Origin of the sequence: Filimonas lacunae (genome assembly GCF_002355595.1) — a bacterium.
GTDB classification, from domain to species: domain Bacteria; phylum Bacteroidota; class Bacteroidia; order Chitinophagales; family Chitinophagaceae; genus Filimonas; species Filimonas lacunae.
Window position 1 is genome coordinate 2,271,417 of sequence record NZ_AP017422.1, and the last position, 18,298, is coordinate 2,289,714.

Annotated in this window: 12 protein-coding genes; 6 read left to right on the plus strand and 6 right to left on the minus strand. The window is 44.4% G+C overall.

The features are described from left to right. Positions 1–63: 63 nt before the first annotated feature. The 6 genes from FLA_RS09120 (at position 64) to FLA_RS09140 (ending at position 8,523) form a co-directional block, all read left to right on the plus strand. Positions 64–630, plus strand: coding sequence for a hypothetical protein (locus tag FLA_RS09120; protein WP_148666364.1), 567 nt, complete (start codon positions 64–66; stop codon positions 628–630). A 2-nt stretch (positions 631–632) separates the two neighbouring features. Beyond that, on the plus strand, positions 633–857 hold the full coding sequence (locus FLA_RS31130; protein WP_148666365.1) for a hypothetical protein: 225 nt from the start codon (positions 633–635) through the stop codon (positions 855–857). A gap of 168 nt (positions 858–1,025) precedes the next feature. Continuing rightward, positions 1,026–1,634 (plus strand): hypothetical protein, encoded by a 609-nt coding sequence (locus tag FLA_RS09125; RefSeq protein ID WP_148666366.1) that lies wholly within the window; start codon positions 1,026–1,028, stop codon positions 1,632–1,634. A 154-nt stretch (positions 1,635–1,788) separates the two neighbouring features. Then, on the plus strand, positions 1,789–2,253 hold the full coding sequence (locus FLA_RS09130) for a hypothetical protein (protein ID WP_096510855.1): 465 nt from the start codon (positions 1,789–1,791) through the stop codon (positions 2,251–2,253). A 47-nt stretch (positions 2,254–2,300) separates the two neighbouring features. Beyond that, positions 2,301–7,514: a T9SS type B sorting domain-containing protein gene (locus tag FLA_RS09135; protein ID WP_096510857.1), complete on the plus strand. Its 5,214-nt coding sequence runs from the start codon at positions 2,301–2,303 to the stop codon at positions 7,512–7,514. Between the two features lie 19 nt (positions 7,515–7,533). Then, positions 7,534–8,523, plus strand: a complete 990-nt coding sequence (locus FLA_RS09140) for a PorP/SprF family type IX secretion system membrane protein (protein WP_076382815.1) — start codon at positions 7,534–7,536, stop codon at positions 8,521–8,523. A 73-nt stretch (positions 8,524–8,596) separates the two neighbouring features. On the opposite strand, the gene FLA_RS09145 is transcribed toward FLA_RS09140, so the two are convergent. The 6 genes from FLA_RS09145 to FLA_RS09170 form a co-directional block, all read right to left on the minus strand. Then, positions 8,597–10,150, minus strand: a complete 1,554-nt coding sequence (locus FLA_RS09145) for a SusD/RagB family nutrient-binding outer membrane lipoprotein (protein ID WP_076382813.1) — start codon at positions 10,148–10,150, stop codon at positions 8,597–8,599. 6 nt (positions 10,151–10,156) lie between these two features. Next, complete coding sequence (locus FLA_RS09150) at positions 10,157–13,261, minus strand: SusC/RagA family TonB-linked outer membrane protein (RefSeq protein WP_076382811.1); 3,105 nt, start codon at positions 13,259–13,261, stop codon at positions 10,157–10,159. A gap of 298 nt (positions 13,262–13,559) precedes the next feature. Further along, positions 13,560–14,306, minus strand: a complete 747-nt coding sequence (locus FLA_RS09155; protein ID WP_076382809.1) for a DeoR/GlpR family DNA-binding transcription regulator — start codon at positions 14,304–14,306, stop codon at positions 13,560–13,562. Between the two features lie 18 nt (positions 14,307–14,324). Beyond that, positions 14,325–15,509 carry a Na+/H+ antiporter NhaA gene (nhaA, locus tag FLA_RS09160; protein ID WP_076382807.1) on the minus strand — a complete coding sequence of 395 codons (1,185 nt, stop codon included), beginning with the start codon at positions 15,507–15,509 and terminating at the stop codon, positions 14,325–14,327. 20 nt (positions 15,510–15,529) lie between these two features. Then, entirely contained in the window at positions 15,530–17,176 is a 1,647-nt protein-coding gene (locus FLA_RS09165) for an OstA-like protein (protein ID WP_076382805.1), read from the minus strand. Between the two features lie 2 nt (positions 17,177–17,178). Beyond that, positions 17,179–18,192, minus strand: coding sequence for an MlaD family protein (locus FLA_RS09170; RefSeq protein WP_076382803.1), 1,014 nt, complete (start codon positions 18,190–18,192; stop codon positions 17,179–17,181). Positions 18,193–18,298: the final 106 nt, after the last annotated feature.

An 18,298-nucleotide genomic window follows, 5' to 3' on the forward strand; every position in this document is an offset into this window, starting at 1 on the left:
GGTACTAGACTTAGCGAAGAGCACTGTGAGCATACTGGATTACTTACAGCTTCAGCAACAGCGATGGCTGTACAGATACTACCGGTGCTGCTATCACGATCCATGCTTACCAACCGCGACTATCGCTTACGGCACTTATTGTGCAAGGATAGCGCGGAAGTAACCTTGACAGGTGCAACTGGCGGTAGCTTCACCTCAACGAGTGGCCTGGTGATTAATAAAACAAGCGGTACTGTAGACTTAGCGAAGAGCACTGTTGGAGCATACTGGATTACTTACAGCTTCAGCAACAGCGATGGCTGTACAGATACTACCGGTGCTGCTATCACGATCCATGCTTTACCAACCGCGACTATCGCTTATGGTACTTATTGTGCAAGGGATAGTGCAGAAGTAACCTTGACAGGTGCAACTGGTGGTCAATATACCTCAACGAGTGGCCTGGTGATCAATAAAACAAGCGGTACTGTAGACTTAGCGAAGAGCGGAGTAGGCAGCTACTGGATTACTACAGCTTCAGCAACAGCGATGGCTGTACAGATACACCGGGTGCTGCTATCACGATCCATGCGTTACCAACTGCGACTATCGCTTACGGCACTTATTGTGCAAGAGACAGCGCGGAAGTAACCTTGACAGGTGCAACTGGCGGTCAATATACCTCAACGAGTGGCCTGGTGATTAATAAAACAAGCGGTACTGTAGACTTAGCGAAGAGCAGTGGAGCTACTGGATTACTTACAGCTTCAGCAACAGCGATGGCTGTACAGATACACGGGTGCTGCTATCACGATCCATGCGTTACCAACGCGACTATCGCTTATGGTACTTATTGTGCAAGGATAGTGCAGAAGTAACCTTAACGGTGCAACTGGCGGTAGCTTCACCTCAACGAGTGGCCTGGTGATTAATAAAACAAGCGGTACTGTAGATTTAGCGAAGAGCACGTGGAGCATACTGGATTACCTACAGCTTCAGCAACAGCGATGGCTGTACAGATACTACCGGTGCTTCGATCACGATCCATGCTTTACCAACGCGACTATCGCTTATGGTACTTATTGTGCAAGGATAGTGCAGAAGTAACCTTGACAGGTGCAACTGGCGGTCAATATACCTCAACGAGTGGCCTGGTGATTAATAAAACAAGCGGTACTGTAGACTTAGCGAAGAGCGGAGTCGGCAGCTACTGGATTACTTACAGCTTCAGCAACAGCGATGGCTGTACAGATACCACGGGTGCTGCTATCACGATCCATGCGTTACCAACTGCGACTATCGCTTACGGCACTTATTGTGCAAGAGACAGCGCGGAAGTAACCTTGACAGGTGCAACTGGTGGTAGCTACACTTCTACCAGTGGCCTGGTGATTAATAAAACAAGCGGTACCGTAGACTTAGCGAAGAGCGGAGTAGGCAGCTACTGGATTACTTACAGCTTCAGCAACAGCGATGGCTGTACGGATACTACCGGTGCTGCTATCACGATCCATGCGTTACCAACTGCAAGCATAGCTTATGGTACTTATTGTGCAAGAGACAGCGCGGAAGTAACCTTGACAGGTGCAACTGGCGGTAGCTTCACCTCAACGAGTGGCCTGGTGATTAATAAAACAAGCGGTACTGTAGATTAGCGAAGAGCACTGTTGGAGCATACTGGATTACTACAGCTTCAGCAACAGCGATGGCTGTACAGATACTACCGGTGCTGCTATCACGATCCATGCTTTACCAACGGCGACTATCGCTTACGGCACTTATTGTGCAAGGGATAGTGCGGAAGTAACCTTGACAGGTGCAACTGGTGGTCAATATACCTCAACGAGTGGCCTGGTGATCAATAAAACAAGCGGTACTGTAGACTTAGCGAAGAGCGGAGTAGGCAGCTACTGGATTACTTACAGCTTCAGCAACAGCGATGGCTGTACAGATACCACGGGTGCTGCTATCACGATCCATGCTTTACCAACCGCGACTATCGCTTACGGCACTTATTGTGCAAGGGATAGCGCGGAAGTAACCTTGACAGGTGCAACTGGCGGTAGCTTCACCTCAACGAGTGGCCTGGTGATTAATAAAACAAGCGGTACTGTAGACTTAGCGAAGAGCACTGTTGGAGCATACTGGATTACTTACAGCTTCAGCAACAGCGATGGCTGTACGATACTACCGGTGCTGCTATCACGATCCATGCTTTACCAACCGCGACTATCGCTTATGGTACTTATTGTGCAAGGGATAGTGCAGAAGTAACCTTAACGGGTGCAACTGGTGGTAGCTTCACCTCAACGAGTGGCCTGGTGATCAATAAAACAAGCGGTACTGTAGACTTAGCGAAGAGCGGAGTAGGCAGCTACTGGATTACTTACAGCTTCAGCAACAGCGATGGCTGTACGGATACTACCGGTGCTTCGATCACGATCCATGCGTTACCAACTGCGACTATCGCTTACGGCACTTATTGTGCAAGGGATAGTGCAGAAGTAACCTTGACAGGTGCAACTGGTGGTCAATATACCTCAACGAGTGGCCTGGTGATTAATAAAACAAGCGGTACTGTAGACTTAGTGAAGAGCGGAGTCGGCAGCTACTGGATTACCTACAGCTTCAGCAACAGCGATGGCTGTACGGATACTACCGGTGCTTCGATTACGATCCATGCTTTACCAACTGCGACTATCGCTTACGGCACTTATTGTGCAAGAGACAGCGCGGAAGTAACCTTGACAGGTGCAACTGGTGGTAGCTACACTTCTACCAGTGGCCTGGTGATTAATAAAACAAGCGGTACCGTAGACTTAGCGAAGAGCGGAGTAGGCAGCTACTGGATTACTTACAGCTTCAGCAACAGCGATGGCTGTACGGATACTACCGGTGCTGCTATCACGATCCATGCGTTACCAACTGCAAGCATGGCTTATGGTACTTATTGTGCAAGAGACAGCGCGGAAGTAACCTTGACAGGTGCAACTGGTGGTCAATATACCTCAACGAGTGGCCTGGTGATTAATAAAACAAGCGGTACTGTAGACTTAGCGAAGAGCGGAGTCGGCAGCTACTGGATTACTTACAGCTTCAGCAACAGCGATGGCTGTACGGATACTACCGGTGCTTCGATTACGATCCATGCGTTACCAACTGCAAGCATAGCTTATGGTACTTATTGTGCAAGGGATAGTGCAGAAGTAACCTTAACGGGTGCAACTGGCGGTAGCTTCACCTCAACGAGTGGCCTGGTGATTAATAAAACAAGCGGTACTGTAGACTTAGTGAAGAGCGGAGTAGGCAGCTACTGGATTACTTACAGCTTCAGCAACAGCGATGGCTGTACGGATACTACCGGTGCTTCGATTACGATCCATGCGTTACCAACTGCAAGCATAGCTTATGGTACTTATTGTGCAAGGGATAGTGCAGAAGTAACCTTAACGGGTGCAACTGGCGGTAGCTTCACCTCAACGAGTGGCCTGGTGATTAATAAAACAAGCGGTACTGTAGACTTAGTGAAGAGCGGAGTAGGCAGCTACTGGATTACTTACAGCTTCAGCAACAGCGATGGCTGTACAGATACTACCGGTGCTGCTATCACGATCCATGCGTTACCAACTGCGACTATCGCTTACGGCACTTATTGTGCAAGGGATAGTGCAGAAGTAACCTTGACAGGTGCAACTGGCGGTCAATATACCTCAACGAGTGGCCTGGTGATTAATAAAACAAGCGGTACTGTAGACTTAGCGAAGAGCACTGTTGGAGCATACTGGATTACTTACAGCTTCAGCAACAGCGATGGCTGTACAGATACTACCGGTGCTGCTATCACGATCCATGCTTTACCAACCGCGACTATCGCTTACGGCACTTATTGTGCAAGAGATAGCGCGGAAGTAACCTTGACAGGTGCAACTGGCGGTAGCTTCACCTCAACGAGTGGCCTGGTGATTAATAAAACAAGCGGTACTGTAGACTTAGCGAAGAGCACTGTTGGAGCATACTGGATTACTTACAGCTTCAGCAACAGCGATGGCTGTACAGATACTACCGGTGCTGCTATCACGATCCATGCTTTACCAACCGCGACTATCGCTTATGGTACTTATTGTGCAAGGGATAGTGCAGAAGTAACCTTGACAGGTGCAACTGGTGGTCAATATACCTCAACGAGTGGCCTGGTGATCAATAAAACAAGCGGTACTGTAGACTTAGCGAAGAGCGGAGTAGGCAGCTACTGGATTACTTACAGCTTCAGCAACAGCGATGGCTGTACAGATACCACGGGTGCTGCTATCACGATCCATGCGTTACCAACTGCGACTATCGCTTACGGCACTTATTGTGCAAGAGACAGCGCGGAAGTAACCTTGACAGGTGCAACTGGCGGTCAATATACCTCAACGAGTGGCCTGGTGATTAATAAAACAAGCGGTACTGTAGACTTAGCGAAGAGCACTGTTGGAGCATACTGGATTACTTACAGCTTCAGCAACAGCGATGGCTGTACAGATACCACGGGTGCTGCTATCACGATCCATGCTTTACCAACCGCGACTATCGCTTATGGTACTTATTGTGCAAGGGATAGTGCAGAAGTAACCTTAACGGGTGCAACTGGCGGTAGCTTCACCTCAACGAGTGGCCTGGTGATTAATAAAACAAGCGGTACTGTAGATTTAGCGAAGAGCACTGTTGGAGCATACTGGATTACCTACAGCTTCAGCAACAGCGATGGCTGTACAGATACTACCGGTGCTTCGATCACGATCCATGCTTTACCAACCGCGACTATCGCTTATGGTACTTATTGTGCAAGGGATAGTGCAGAAGTAACCTTGACAGGTGCAACTGGTGGTCAATATACCTCAACGAGTGGCCTGGTGATTAATAAAACAAGCGGTACTGTAGACTTAGCGAAGAGCGGAGTAGGCAGCTACTGGATTACTTACAGCTTCAGCAACAGCGATGGCTGTACAGATACCACGGGTGCTGCTATCACGATCCATGCGTTACCAACTGCGACTATCGCTTACGGCACTTATTGTGCAAGAGACAGCGCGGAAGTAACCTTGACAGGTGCAACTGGTGGTAGCTACACTTCTACCAGTGGCCTGGTGATTAATAAAACAAGCGGTACCGTAGACTTAGCGAAGAGCGGAGTAGGCAGCTACTGGATTACTTACAGCTTCAGCAACAGCGATGGCTGTACGGATACTACCGGTGCTGCTATCACGATCCATGCGTTACCAACTGCAAGCATAGCTTATGGTACTTATTGTGCAAGAGACAGCGCGGAAGTAACCTTGACAGGTGCAACTGGCGGTAGCTTCACCTCAACGAGTGGCCTGGTGATTAATAAAACAAGCGGTACTGTAGATTTAGCGAAGAGCACTGTTGGAGCATACTGGATTACCTACAGCTTCAGCAACAGCGATGGCTGTACAGATACTACCGGTGCTGCTATCACGATCCATGCTTTACCAACGGCGACTATCGCTTACGGCACTTATTGTGCAAGGGATAGTGCGGAAGTAACCTTGACAGGTGCAACTGGTGGTCAATATACCTCAACGAGTGGCCTGGTGATCAATAAAACAAGCGGTACTGTAGACTTAGCGAAGAGCGGAGTAGGCAGCTACTGGATTACTTACAGCTTCAGCAACAGCGATGGCTGTACAGATACTACCGGTGCTGCTATCACGATCCATGCTTTACCAACCGCGACTATCGCTTACGGCACTTATTGTGCAAGGGATAGCGCGGAAGTAACCTTGACAGGTGCAACTGGCGGTAGCTTCACCTCAACGAGTGGCCTGGTGATTAATAAAACAAGCGGTACTGTAGACTTAGCGAAGAGCGGAGTAGGCAGCTACTGGATTACTTACAGCTTCAGCAACAGCGATGGCTGTACGGATACTACAGGATCAAGCATTGTTATCAATGCATTACCAGTGGTACCAGTCATCACAGGCGCATCCAGCGTATGTATCAACAGTACTACTCAGTTGACCAATGCAGTAAGCGGTGGTGTATGGAGCAGCAGCGATACCACTGTAGCAACTATCAGCAACACAGGCTTAGTGAAAGCGGTAGGCAAAGGCGATATCGTAATCACCTACACCGTAACAAACACAAGTGGTTGCTCAAGCGACACAACATTCCAGTTAAGCACACTGCCAATACCTGCATTCTCAGCCAGCGGAAACAGCATCTTATGCTATGGAAGCACAACAGGTGAAATCACAATCAATGCGGTAGAAACAGGCTTGGTATACGCACTCAATGGTGGAACATATCAGTCAGAAAATGTGTTCAAATCGCTGACAGCAGGTACTTATACGGTAGCGGCTAAAAATGCAGCAGGTTGTGTGGTAACACAAACGGTGTCTATTACTCAGCCGGATTCGCTGAAACTGACAGATAACATTGTAAGAGTGGGTTGTCATTCTTCAGCTACAGGTGCGGTGAACGTGGCCATCGAAGGTGGTGTGGCACCATACAGCTACGCATGGAGCAACGGAGCTACTACTCAAAACATTAGTGAGTTAATAGCTGGTACTTATACTATCACAGTAAAAGACGCCAACGGATGTATCGATTCACTGAAAGCGGTAGTAACAGAAGTGATCAGCGTGTTTGATGTACAAGCGCCTGTTACATTGGCAAATGGCCAGGTGCGCGTAACGGGTACAACAATACCAGGTGCGAACGTAGCTGTGATTTACCCGAATGTATCAATCAACAAAGCCACTGCAGGTGCTGACGGAAGTTTTGCGGTAACTGCTACACCAGGTGTAAGTTCGGGAAGTGTAATTGTAACGGTAACAGACCCGGTAACAGGAATCACTTGTTCTAAAACCATGCAGTATGTAGATGCTTCACAGTCAGATGTGGCAATTACTAAAACACTGGTGTCTAAAGGAAAAGTAACAGTAGGCTCTTACGTAACGTTTGTAATCACTGCTACAGGTAAAGGCCCGGATGATGCTACCAATGTAGTAGTAACAGATCCGCTGGTGTCCTTGCTGGATGGTGTAGATTCTGTTTCAACAACAAGAGGAACTGTGTCTTACAACTCAGTAACCAAGAAACTGGAATGGGTTATCGATACGTTACATGCAGATTCTTCTATCACACTTTCGTTCCGTGTAAGAGTAGTGGCTGCGGGTACACTGGAAAACACAGCAACTATCAAAGCGAACGAAAAAGATCCGGATACAGAAAACAACACAGCATCAAGTGAGCCGGTGATTGTGCTGAAAGATTTCTACATCCCTAACGTTATTACGCCAAACGGCAACGGTAAAAACGACATGTTTGTAATACCAGGTGTGCCTTCTAATGTGAGAATGGACCTGATCATCTTTAACAGATGGGGTAACGAAGTGTATCATAACAGAAACTATGATAACACATGGGATGGTAAAGGATTGGCAGCAGGTGTTTACTACTATGTATTAAAGATCATTGCACCAGATGGCGAAACACCATATAAAGGATACATACAATTGCTGAAATAAAGAACATAAAAGTCATTTTATGAAACGAAGTGTGTTGGGTTTAGTTTGTGTGCTGGTTATGAGTTTACATGCGTCGGCACAACAGGATGTTCAGTTTAGTCAGTACGTTTTTAACGGACTGACTATTAACCCGGCTTATGCGGGGTATAAGGAAGACCTGTACTTTAACGCTACCTACAGGCAGCAATGGGCAACTTTTCCGGGTGCGCCTAAAACAGGTACTATCTCGCTGGATGGCATCACTAATGCCCCGGAAGAAAGGGTAGGTGTTGGTGGACAAATTACCTGGGACAAACTAGGCCCGCAATCTTCGTTGTCATTAACAGGTTCTTACGCTTATCGTATTCCATTGGATTACGATAACGAAGAGCGTCTGGCCCTGGGTATTGGTTTTGCTTTAACGCAATACTCCCTGGATGGAACAGATTATAAATACCTGGATGATAATGATCCGGATATTCCATTGGGTAAAGTCACTAAATGGAAACCAGATGCCAGCTTTGGTGCTTATTATAGCAACCCCAACACTTATGTAGGGCTTTCGGTAATGAACTTGTTTGCACTGCCTGGGTCGCAAAAGCTGATTTTTGGCAATGGAACAACTTACACCACGCTGAGCAAAAAGCGCCATATTTATTTAACCGCCGGTACTATTTGGGAAGTGTCTGAAAGCATTGCCCTTAAACCTTCTATATTAATTAAGGAAGACTTTTTAGGACCTACCAGTGTAGACTTTAACACCTTTGTATTCCTGTCCGAAACTGTGTGGGCAGGCTTGAGTTATAGAACTGGTATGAAACTGTGGAATAAAGAAGCGCTGCAAACCAGTTTAAACTATAGCAACGCGTTAAGCCTGATGCTGGAAGTGTGGGCTACCGATCAATTAAGAATTGGTTACTCTTACGACTTCAATACCAATGGTGTTGGTAAATACCAGGCTGGATCGCATGAGTTGTCTATTGGTATGCTATTCCGTACCAAAGACCGGGAAATGCCTAAGATGTTTTAATAGCAAAGCTGCTAATAAAGAAACGGGGCTGTATTGTAAGCGCAATACAGCCCCGTTTATATTTAAATGTCACTTAATTTTTAATATCCCACCATACGGGTTGGGCGGTATAGCTGGCATCATATCCTCCTATAGCGGTTACATTGGCCGTGTTATAATCCCTTTCAATATAAGCTGTTTGAAAACGGCGAATCCAGTCTTTGGCACCTGAAAAGTTTACATGTACAAATTTGGGCTTTTTAAAGTCTTTGTACACACCGGCAACCTGGTCATAATCGCCGCTGCTGTTCAGACAGTAGTCGCATTTACGCATATCTGTCCATGCCTCAGGGTTCTGATACATTACAATATATTTCTGCATCATAATGTTGCTGAGTGTAATGGCGTCGCTTGTTTGTGCAACTGCTGCACTGTTTAAAAAAGCGTCACTGGTAGTAGTTGCTATCCCCATTTTATCCATATGAGCTTTTATCCCTGCTTTGTAAGCCGTTAAAGCATGGCCTTTATCTCCGCTTCTAAAAGCAGCCTCCGCTTCAATAAACTTAAGTTCGGCATAACTAATATATGCAAAGCGGGAATTCTTCTTATTAAAATAACTGCCTACCGGGTTACGGTAATTGATATCAGCAGTTGTAGGGGTTGTGGTAACGCTATCCAGGTCAACCGCTTTGCTATATTGTCCCGCCAGTGAACCGCTGGGGATTTTGTTTACCATCAGGCTCATACGCGGGTCTTCAATACCAGAGCCCCCTGTATAGGTGTTGCTAAGATAAGAAAGCAACAACTTGCCGTAGCGTATACTACTGTTACCATTGCTGGCTGTGGCGCTATAACTGTTCTCATATAATACATTCCATTCACCAGATACAGTGCTTTCCGTAAAAGTTTTAATTTCTGTGTCTTCGTTATTCGACTGGTACGACTGTGTTATCAGGGAGAGAATGGTGCTGGCGTCGTAATTGGATTTTTTAACCAGGTGATTTAATAAGCGGGCTTTTAAAGCGTAACCAAATTTAATCCACAGGTTCACATCCCCATTGTAAATATAATCGCCTTTAGATAAAGGGTAAGTAGTAGAAGGGGCTGCCGTTTGCAGTATTTTAATACCCTCGTCAATTTTAGTGAATAATTCAGGATACACGGTTTCTATGTTGTCAAAAGCTGGCGTAAGCGTGGTGGCACTTAATGCGTCTTTGTAAATCACCTCGCCGTACAAATCACTTATCCAGCTCCATCCAAAGGCCTCCAGCAACTTGCCTACACCTGCATACTGCATAGCACCAGCAGCCTCCGCCTCGCCATATAATTTATTAATGTTTACATATATGTAGCTATACCAGCCCTGCCAGCTGTTAATGTCAACGTTATTGGCCCATTCCCAGTTTTGTAGCTTGTAATAGTTGGTGGTACTTACTGCCGGACTGCCATATTGTTGTGTAATCATAGCAGTACGTGTTCCTGCACCCCCATAACGGTTGTGCATGTTAAACAAAATAGGAGGCAACCGTAAGTCCGGTGTGGTTGATGTAGGATTGTTAGGGTCTGTGTTTACATCAAAAAAGCTTTTCTTGCATGATGTAGTGGCTATGCTTAATGCTATTACAAACGAAAGGATAATCTTTTTCATAATTGCCTAGAATTTAATGTTAAAGCCAAGAGTGAAAGTTCTGGTAGGAGGGGTGCCAAGATAGTCCATACCCGATGAGCCGGAGCCGCCTGCCCCTGCCCCTGCTGCACTCACTTCCGGATCCATGCCTTTATAATTGGTAATTAAGAATACATTCTGAACTGCCAATAATAAATCCAGACTTTTTACAAAGGATAGTTTATTGGCCAGCAGTCTTTGTGGAAAGTGATAGCCCAATGCTACGCTACGCATTCTTAACCAGTTTACCTTAGTTATAAAATTGGGTGAGTGAAAAGCATAATAATTCACGTAATAGTTTTGATCCATTACCACCTCTTTTGAAAAATCCTGATACACCGGATCGGCAGTGGTACCCGTGTTAATGACTCCTTTCATCAAAACTGTTTGTCCGCGGTTTTCGGTCAGTTTGCTCATACCGGTATTCATCATTTCATATTCTGTTCCGTTAAACACATCGCCGCCAATACGGGCATCCAGCAAAAAGTTGAGGTTAAAGTTTTTGTAGGTGAAGTTATTATTCCAGCCCAGCAGCATATCCGGCTCGCGATCACCTATCATGGTAGCAGTGGCGGTAGAGGTAGTAGGCAAACCCGTAGTAGCATTTAATATCAGCTTTCCGGCATGCTCACCATTGGCCACCGTTTGCCATACATTACCACTCATGCCGAGGAACACTCCATTGTTAAACGAAGCAGCTTTGACATAGCCATACTGCGCTTCGGTTACATACAAAATAGGGATGGAGCCTGGCAGTTCCAGCACACGTCCATTGTTGTGAGAGATATTTACATTCGTGCTCCATTCAAAGCCTGCTTTTTTTACAGGTGTGGCACTGATAGCTATTTCAATGCCCTTATTCTCAATTTTACCTGCGTTTACATAACGGTAAATATAGCCCAACCCCTGGCTAACACGTGGTGATACAATCTGATCTTTACTCAGGTTACGATACCAGGTAAAGTCCAGGCCCACTTTATTATTAAACAACCGCAATTCGGTACCAAATTCTGTAGAAGTGGTAGTTTCAGGTTTTAAATTAGGATTGCCGGCAGTATAACTATCAATATAACCGCCTCCTAAGGTAGTCTGAGGTACATCCAGGGCCGTAGTGGTTTTATAAGGCGGCGCATCTTTACCTACCTGCGACCATGATGCACGTAACTTGCCAAATGAAAGTATGTTGCTTTTAGGTAGCAGTTCCGTAAAAATAAAACTGCCACTTACAGAGGGATAAAAGAACGAACGGTTTTGCTCAGGCAGGGTAGAAGACCAGTCATTACGCCCTGTAACATCTGCATAAGCAATGTTCCGGAATGCCAGTCGCAAGTCCCCATACACACCCACCAGTCTTCTCCGGCCAATACTTTGCTGAAACAGCTTATTGGCTACAGCCGAGTTGTTAATACTGATAAAATTAGGAACCAGGAAACCGGTAGCTACCCTGTAGTCAGTAGTACTATTATTCATTTCTGTGGTTTGTCCTAGCAACACATTCACATCAAAGTCTTTATTGATCTTTTTCTGTGCGGTAATTAAAAAGGTAGAAGACAACAGGCTTACTTCCCTATCGTTTTGCGAAATACCTCCTTTCTGTAAATCGCCCGATACAGCGGAACCGGGCATAGTAACACTGTTTATTTTAGTTACATAATAATCCAATCCCAGTTTATAAGAAAATTCTAACCAGCTCAATGGCTTTACCCTTGTAAAAGCAGCCCCGGTAAAACGGTTGGTTTTATCTGTAATAGGATTATTGTGTACCAGCCAGTAGGGGTTTTCAATATCATCAGCCAGATCTGATGAAGCCAGCAGCCTTTTCTTTGAACCATCTGCATGAAGGTAATCTGCCATATTATTATTACGCGGCCAGTCAACAGCTGCCATCATGTATCCCATGCCACTGCTGTTATACAAGCCACCACCGGTTAATGCCCGGGTAGTGGTAGTGTAGGTGTAACTGGCATTAGCTCCAAACGTAAACCAGCCCAGCTTTTGCTCACCGTTATAACGAAGTGCGGTTTTGCGGTAGTCTGTAGTAGGTACAGTTCCGGTTTGATCAAATCGTTGCGCCGATAAAAAATAGTTGCCGTTTTTAGAACCACCTGAAATGCTGATATTATTATCTATACCGTAACCGGTTTGGAAGAAATCCTGCAGGTTATTATAAACGGTGTCAGCACCAGTAAAGGCGCTGCCCCACGATAAATAGGAAGGTACAGTAGGAGTAATGGCATTTCCTTGCTTGAACTTATTTTGTTGCTGCGGCAGGCGTGCTACTCTGTTGGCGGAGAAGCGCGAACTAAGCGCAACCTGAGTAGTGCCTTCTTTTCCTTTTTTAGTGGTAATAACAATTGCTCCGGCGGCAGCACGTAAACCATATAGTGCAGCAGCCGACGGACCTTTTAATACAGAAATAGATTCTATATCGTCCGGGTTAATGTCCATAGCCCTGTTACCAAAACTGGCCGCCGCTGCCCCCATTTTATCATAAGCAGTATTACCTACCGGTGTAGAATTGTCAATAGGTATCCCATCTATTACAAACAATGGCTGGTTGTCAGAGCTTTCCAGAACAGAGGTTCCCCCACGTATCACTATTTGTGCACTGGAACCGGGTGCACCATTGCTATTGGTAATATTCAGGCCGGCAATTTTGCCATTAAGTGCATTAATAACATTGGGTGTTTTATTTTTCAGTAGCTCTTCGCCTTTAATGTCCTGTACTGCATAACCCAATGCTTTTTTCTCCTTTTTAATGCCAAATGCTGTTACCACCACATCTCCCAAAGCTTCCTGGCTGCGTACCAGGCGAATGGTTTGTTGTGCCAATGCAGAAACTACGCTGGTGGTATAACCAATGTAGCTAAAGCTTAAAGTGTCACCAATGTCACCGGCAATAGTGTACGTCCCGTTTTTACCGGTAATAGTTTTTTTACCCGTTCGCTGGTTGGTTACCGTTACCTCGGTAAGGGGTAATCCGTCATCGTCAGAGAGTATAGTTCCGAAAAGTGTTCCGTTTTGAGCAAAGGATGCTGTGGTGGAACATAGCATGACCATAAATGTCATGAGTGGTAGCAGGAGTTGCCTCATATCAGTTTATTTGTGTGATGAAAGACCTAATGAATAAAGCGTCATTAATCAGCATGCATAGAAAGCCATACCTTCATAAGTAGCGTAAAAACGCAAAAAGCAGCAGTTGGTTTAACGTAATGTAAAACAAATTATCAAAATATTGCATAAAAAATCAGAAAGGCAGTGAAACAGTGCAGGTGAGTGCGGAAGTGTGCGGTGTTAGGCTACAATAAGAGGTAAACAAGATAGCGGTAAAACAAAAAAGCCATAACAACTTGTTACAGCAGTTACGGCTTTAAATACTATTAGCGGCCGATTATAAAATATGTAAGCCTGCGTTTTTATAAGGAGCAAGCAATTCACTATCTGCACTCAGTTCGGTAATAAGCGTATCTATAGCCGATAACTGGCAAACCTGTAAACGTTGTACCGTGTTTAGTTTTTCCGAAATAGCTAACGACACTGTTTTATTGGCTGCCTGCAACATGGCCTTTTTCACTTCGATTACCTCCCATTCCAGATCGGTAATGCCATTATGGATGTCAATACTGTTGGTGCCTAAAAAACATAAGTCGGCATTAATACCTTCTAAGCGTTTAATAGCATCTGCGCCCACGGCAATCTGTGCACTTTTCAGCAATTTGTTACCTAAAAAAATCACTTCACTGTTAGGGTGGTTTAATAACTCCATGGCAGTAGGAATGCTTACGGTGATGAAAGTAGCATTCAGTTCACGGGGAAGTGCTTTTACCAGTTCCCGAATGGTAGAGCCGCCAGACAACAGCACAAACATGCCGTCTTTAATTAACGGAATGGCTTTTTGGGCAATGGTTCTTTTTTCCACTACACGATATACGTCATTAAATTGCAGTGTAAAGTGAAAGGAATTGCTCAAAGCGCCACCGTGCACTTTTATTAATTTATCTTCTTCCGACAACTCCTGTAAATCTCTTCTGATAGTATCTTCTGAAACATTCAACTGTGCACACAAATCTGACGACAAAATCTTATTATGAATGTTCAATTGTTGCATGATGTGTGCGTGACGTTCCTTTTTCAGCATACGTTTTGGTTGTTTCTTTTATAAAGTTTTTCGTAGTGTACTTTGGCGGCAGGCAGCTTTTAGCCACAGGAAGCCGCAAAGCATGGATATTGAAGACACCAATAATACGGATATTTTGGCAATGTCCTGAGTGGACTGTTCACCAAAAGCCAGTGTGGAAATGAATATAGACATGGTAAAGCCTATTCCGGCCAACAAGCCTGCACCAATCATATGCTTCCATTTTACCAGCGAGGGGAGTTGAGCATAACCTAACCTTACTACCAGAAAGCAGGCCAGGCTAATTCCCAGTGGTTTACCTATAAACAAGCCCAGCATAATGCCCCAGGAAAGGCTACTGGTAATAACTATACTCATTTGCTCCGGAAACGTAATTGCCGTATTGGCAAGTGCAAAAGCAGGAAGTATAACAAAATATACACTTTTATGTAGCCGTTGCTGCAGAGAATGGAGATGAGATGCCGGAATAAAAAAAGCAAATACTACACCTGCAACAGTAGCATGAATACCTGTGTTCAGCAGGCAATACCAAAGCAATATACCTAACAAGTAATGTATCCAGCCCGGATGTTGGTATCTTTTAAACAGAAAATATAAGGCAACTATCAACACCAACACAGCCAGTAGCCAGGCCAGTTGTAACTTCCCGCCGTAAAACAGGGCAATTACTACAATTGCTCCCAGATCGTCTATAATAGCAAGTGCAGTAAGGAATATTTTTAAAGAGGAGGGGAGTTTACGGCCCAGCAAAGAAGCAATGCCCAATGAAAAAGCAATGTCTGTGGCAGTTGGTATGCCCCAGCCCTGAGCATAAACGGTTCCAAAATTACAAATGGTATAAATGAGAGCAGGCATCAACATCCCACCAATAGCCGCCACAATAGGAAGAAGGGCTTTTTTGAAAGTACTAAGCTCGCCACCCACCAGCTCACTCTTGATTTCCATCCCTGCCAGCAGAAAGAATAAAGTCATACCGCCATCATTCAACCAATGCAACAAGGTATGTGGTAAATATAGCTTTTCCAATTGGTGAAAAGGTGTTTGCCAGAATTGAAGCCACGAAGCTCCGTCGGCTGTGTTTGCAACCAATAACGAAAGAATAGTACATAGTAATAAAATGATACCAATAGAACGACTATCGTTAAGCAAAGCTTTCAGCGGGTCAATCCATCGGCTGTTGATAACAGACGGCAACCACTTCATAAATGCATATTACGGATAAACTAGTGACCAAATAATTCATATTTGGTTTTGGGGCGACGATCTTCCTGCCATCTAAAACCTCTCAGTTTCATATTGTCATGGTCAACTTGTCCCATGGGCGACATATTTCCTTTCACAGCATTGAAGAGTTTTAATATAGTAGGCTCTTTGTTCTCAAAATACATGTCAATTACGTCCGAAGAACTCTTGTTTACCCCAATATACCTGTTCTGCTCATCCAATGCGTAATAAATATACTCAGCCTGGCTTCCCTTGGTGTGCGTCCATTCAATGCTACCATCTTTAAAGTAAGCGTTCATGGTTCTACCTTTCACCTGGTTAAAAAAATTGTCTTTAACAGCCACTTTATTAACAGCCAGTGAATTGTCAAAGGCAAACATACGGTGAGGTTTTTTATTGGCTGTAAATATATAAATGGTGTCCCCCGTAATCTGGCTTCGCTGTGCCCAAACTATCGGGTTGCGAAACAGTCGGAAGGTGGTGTCAGAAAGAGAGTAGAATAAACTGTCACATACAGCCTGTAGTGAATCTGAATAGATTCTTACATTAAAATAAGCTTCTATAAACCGGTCGTTACTGCTGTCTTTGCCATTTTTTCCGGTAATAATATAAGGCTGTCTGATAGAATCGTTTAACAATGCGCTATCCCGTACATTCGCCACATAACGTGATTGAATTAAAGAAGAGAGCTTGGCCGAATAAAAAGTGTCTGCTGCTATATAAATAGAGTCATTATCCTGTTTTAAAATTATAACAGGATTTTCGGTAGCCAATAGTGCACTTTCTTTCTTATTGGTTTTTACGTTATTGGCAATCAGTGTGGTGCCTTGTGCCGTATCGCGGAATATTACATTGCCACGTGCTTCACCAAAACCGGTGGAGTCATCGTTGGCTATATCATCAGCTATCAGGATAGAGCTCCCGTCCTTGATAACCGGCCTTTTGCCAAAATAGTTACGCTTGGTGTTAAAATCGTAATACCCATCTTTGGTGTCTATCACAGTACCGGCTTTATTTACAATGTGAGTAGGTACTGTAAAAGTAGCTTTGCGGGTGTAGGTATTAAACCAGAGAGTGTCTGTAGTTACATTATTTTCAGGATCAACCAGCTTTACGTTCTTTTTAAAAAGTGCATCCCGGGTTTCACCATAATAATAGCCTTCCTGGCTGGTTAAAACGCTTTTTTCGCTTACCAGTTTTCCTCCTTGCGTATACATGCCGGTTTTAGTAGGCACATCATAATCCAGGGTAGGAGTGGTAAGCGTCCCTTTTCCATCAGTCAGGCGCACATTGTCTTTTAAAAACGCTTTCCTGTCTTTCATCAGGTAACGTAAATAGTCAGAATAGGTGTGTACACTATCATTATCGTTAATATGTACATGACCAAAAGCTTCCAGTATTTTAGTGGTTTCGTTAATGGCTACGCTATCACAATTGAAAAGTGTTTTTCCCTGCCGTAATTGTACGTTGCCGGACAATATCTTATACACACACGTATCAATGGTTCGCTGACCTACACGGTCACCATGAATGATATCTACGTCAGACTTTTTACTGGTGCTATCTTGTTGGGGCTGGTTTTGCGCTGTTGCTGTAACAGCCAAAACCAGCAGGCTGAAAAAAAAAGAAATACGTAAACGCGACATTCTTATTTTTTAATGCTTGTTGTTGTATCCTGCGGCAATGGCGCCATTAAAGGAGTGCCCTTATCTTTTTTACCAAATACAGAGAAACTTACATAACGTTTAGGATGAACACGCAGGTCATCCATCAGTGTATTCAGGCTACGTACAGTACTGTTCAGGTTATTGTACAGTTGTTTGTCGTTAATCATGGCACCCAGTGAACCATCTGTGCTGTTCAATTTGGTCATAGCCGAATTCAGCTGGTCAACCGATGAACGTAATTTATTTACCACCCCATCAATATCCGCTTTGGCCAGATGGTTGGTAGTTTGCTCCATGTTATCCATAATACCTGTCAGTTTACTGTTATTGTCTGCCAGATTTTTGGTAAAACTGTTTACATTATTCATGGTTTGTGCCACTGCGCCACTTTCGTTGTTCAGCATTTTGTCCAGCGAAGCAGAAGAGGTAACAAAGCTACCGGTAGCTCTGCTCAGGTTGGCAATTACACTTTGTAAGTTGCCCTTGGTATTAGGATCTAATATTGTATTTACATTATTTAAAACAGTATCAAGGCTGGCCAGGGTAGATTTCAGCTGATCAGCAACAGGGCCAATTTTGCTGGTCAGTTCACTCAGCATACCAGCAGCATTCGTACTTTTGATGGTAGCCTTGTTAGGCAGAAAATTGCTGGAATTACCTAAACTGATCTCAATGTTGGCGGAACCCAGTGGGTTACCGTTAATGCTGGCCACAGAGTTATCAGGAATATTGTATTTGTCGTTTAGTTTCAGTTCTACAATAATTTCGCGCAGGCTGTTATCAGCTGCTTTAATATCCGAAACAGCACCTACCTGGTAACCATTAATCAAAACCGGATTAGAGCTAACTACACCTTTAGTGTTATCAAAACGGGCATAGAGGTAGTTACCCGATTTAAACAGGCTTTTACCTTTCAAAAAATTAAATCCTAATACCAGTAATGCCAGTGCTATTACAGTTAGTGCTCCGATCTTAGTTTCATTTGCGACTTTCATCCGGGTTATTGTTGTTTTATAATCCTCAATTAATCAATCATTGTGCCGCACCTGTGGTACATGCCATTTCCATTCTGCACTCAGGCAAAAGTAAGGGTTATTTGTA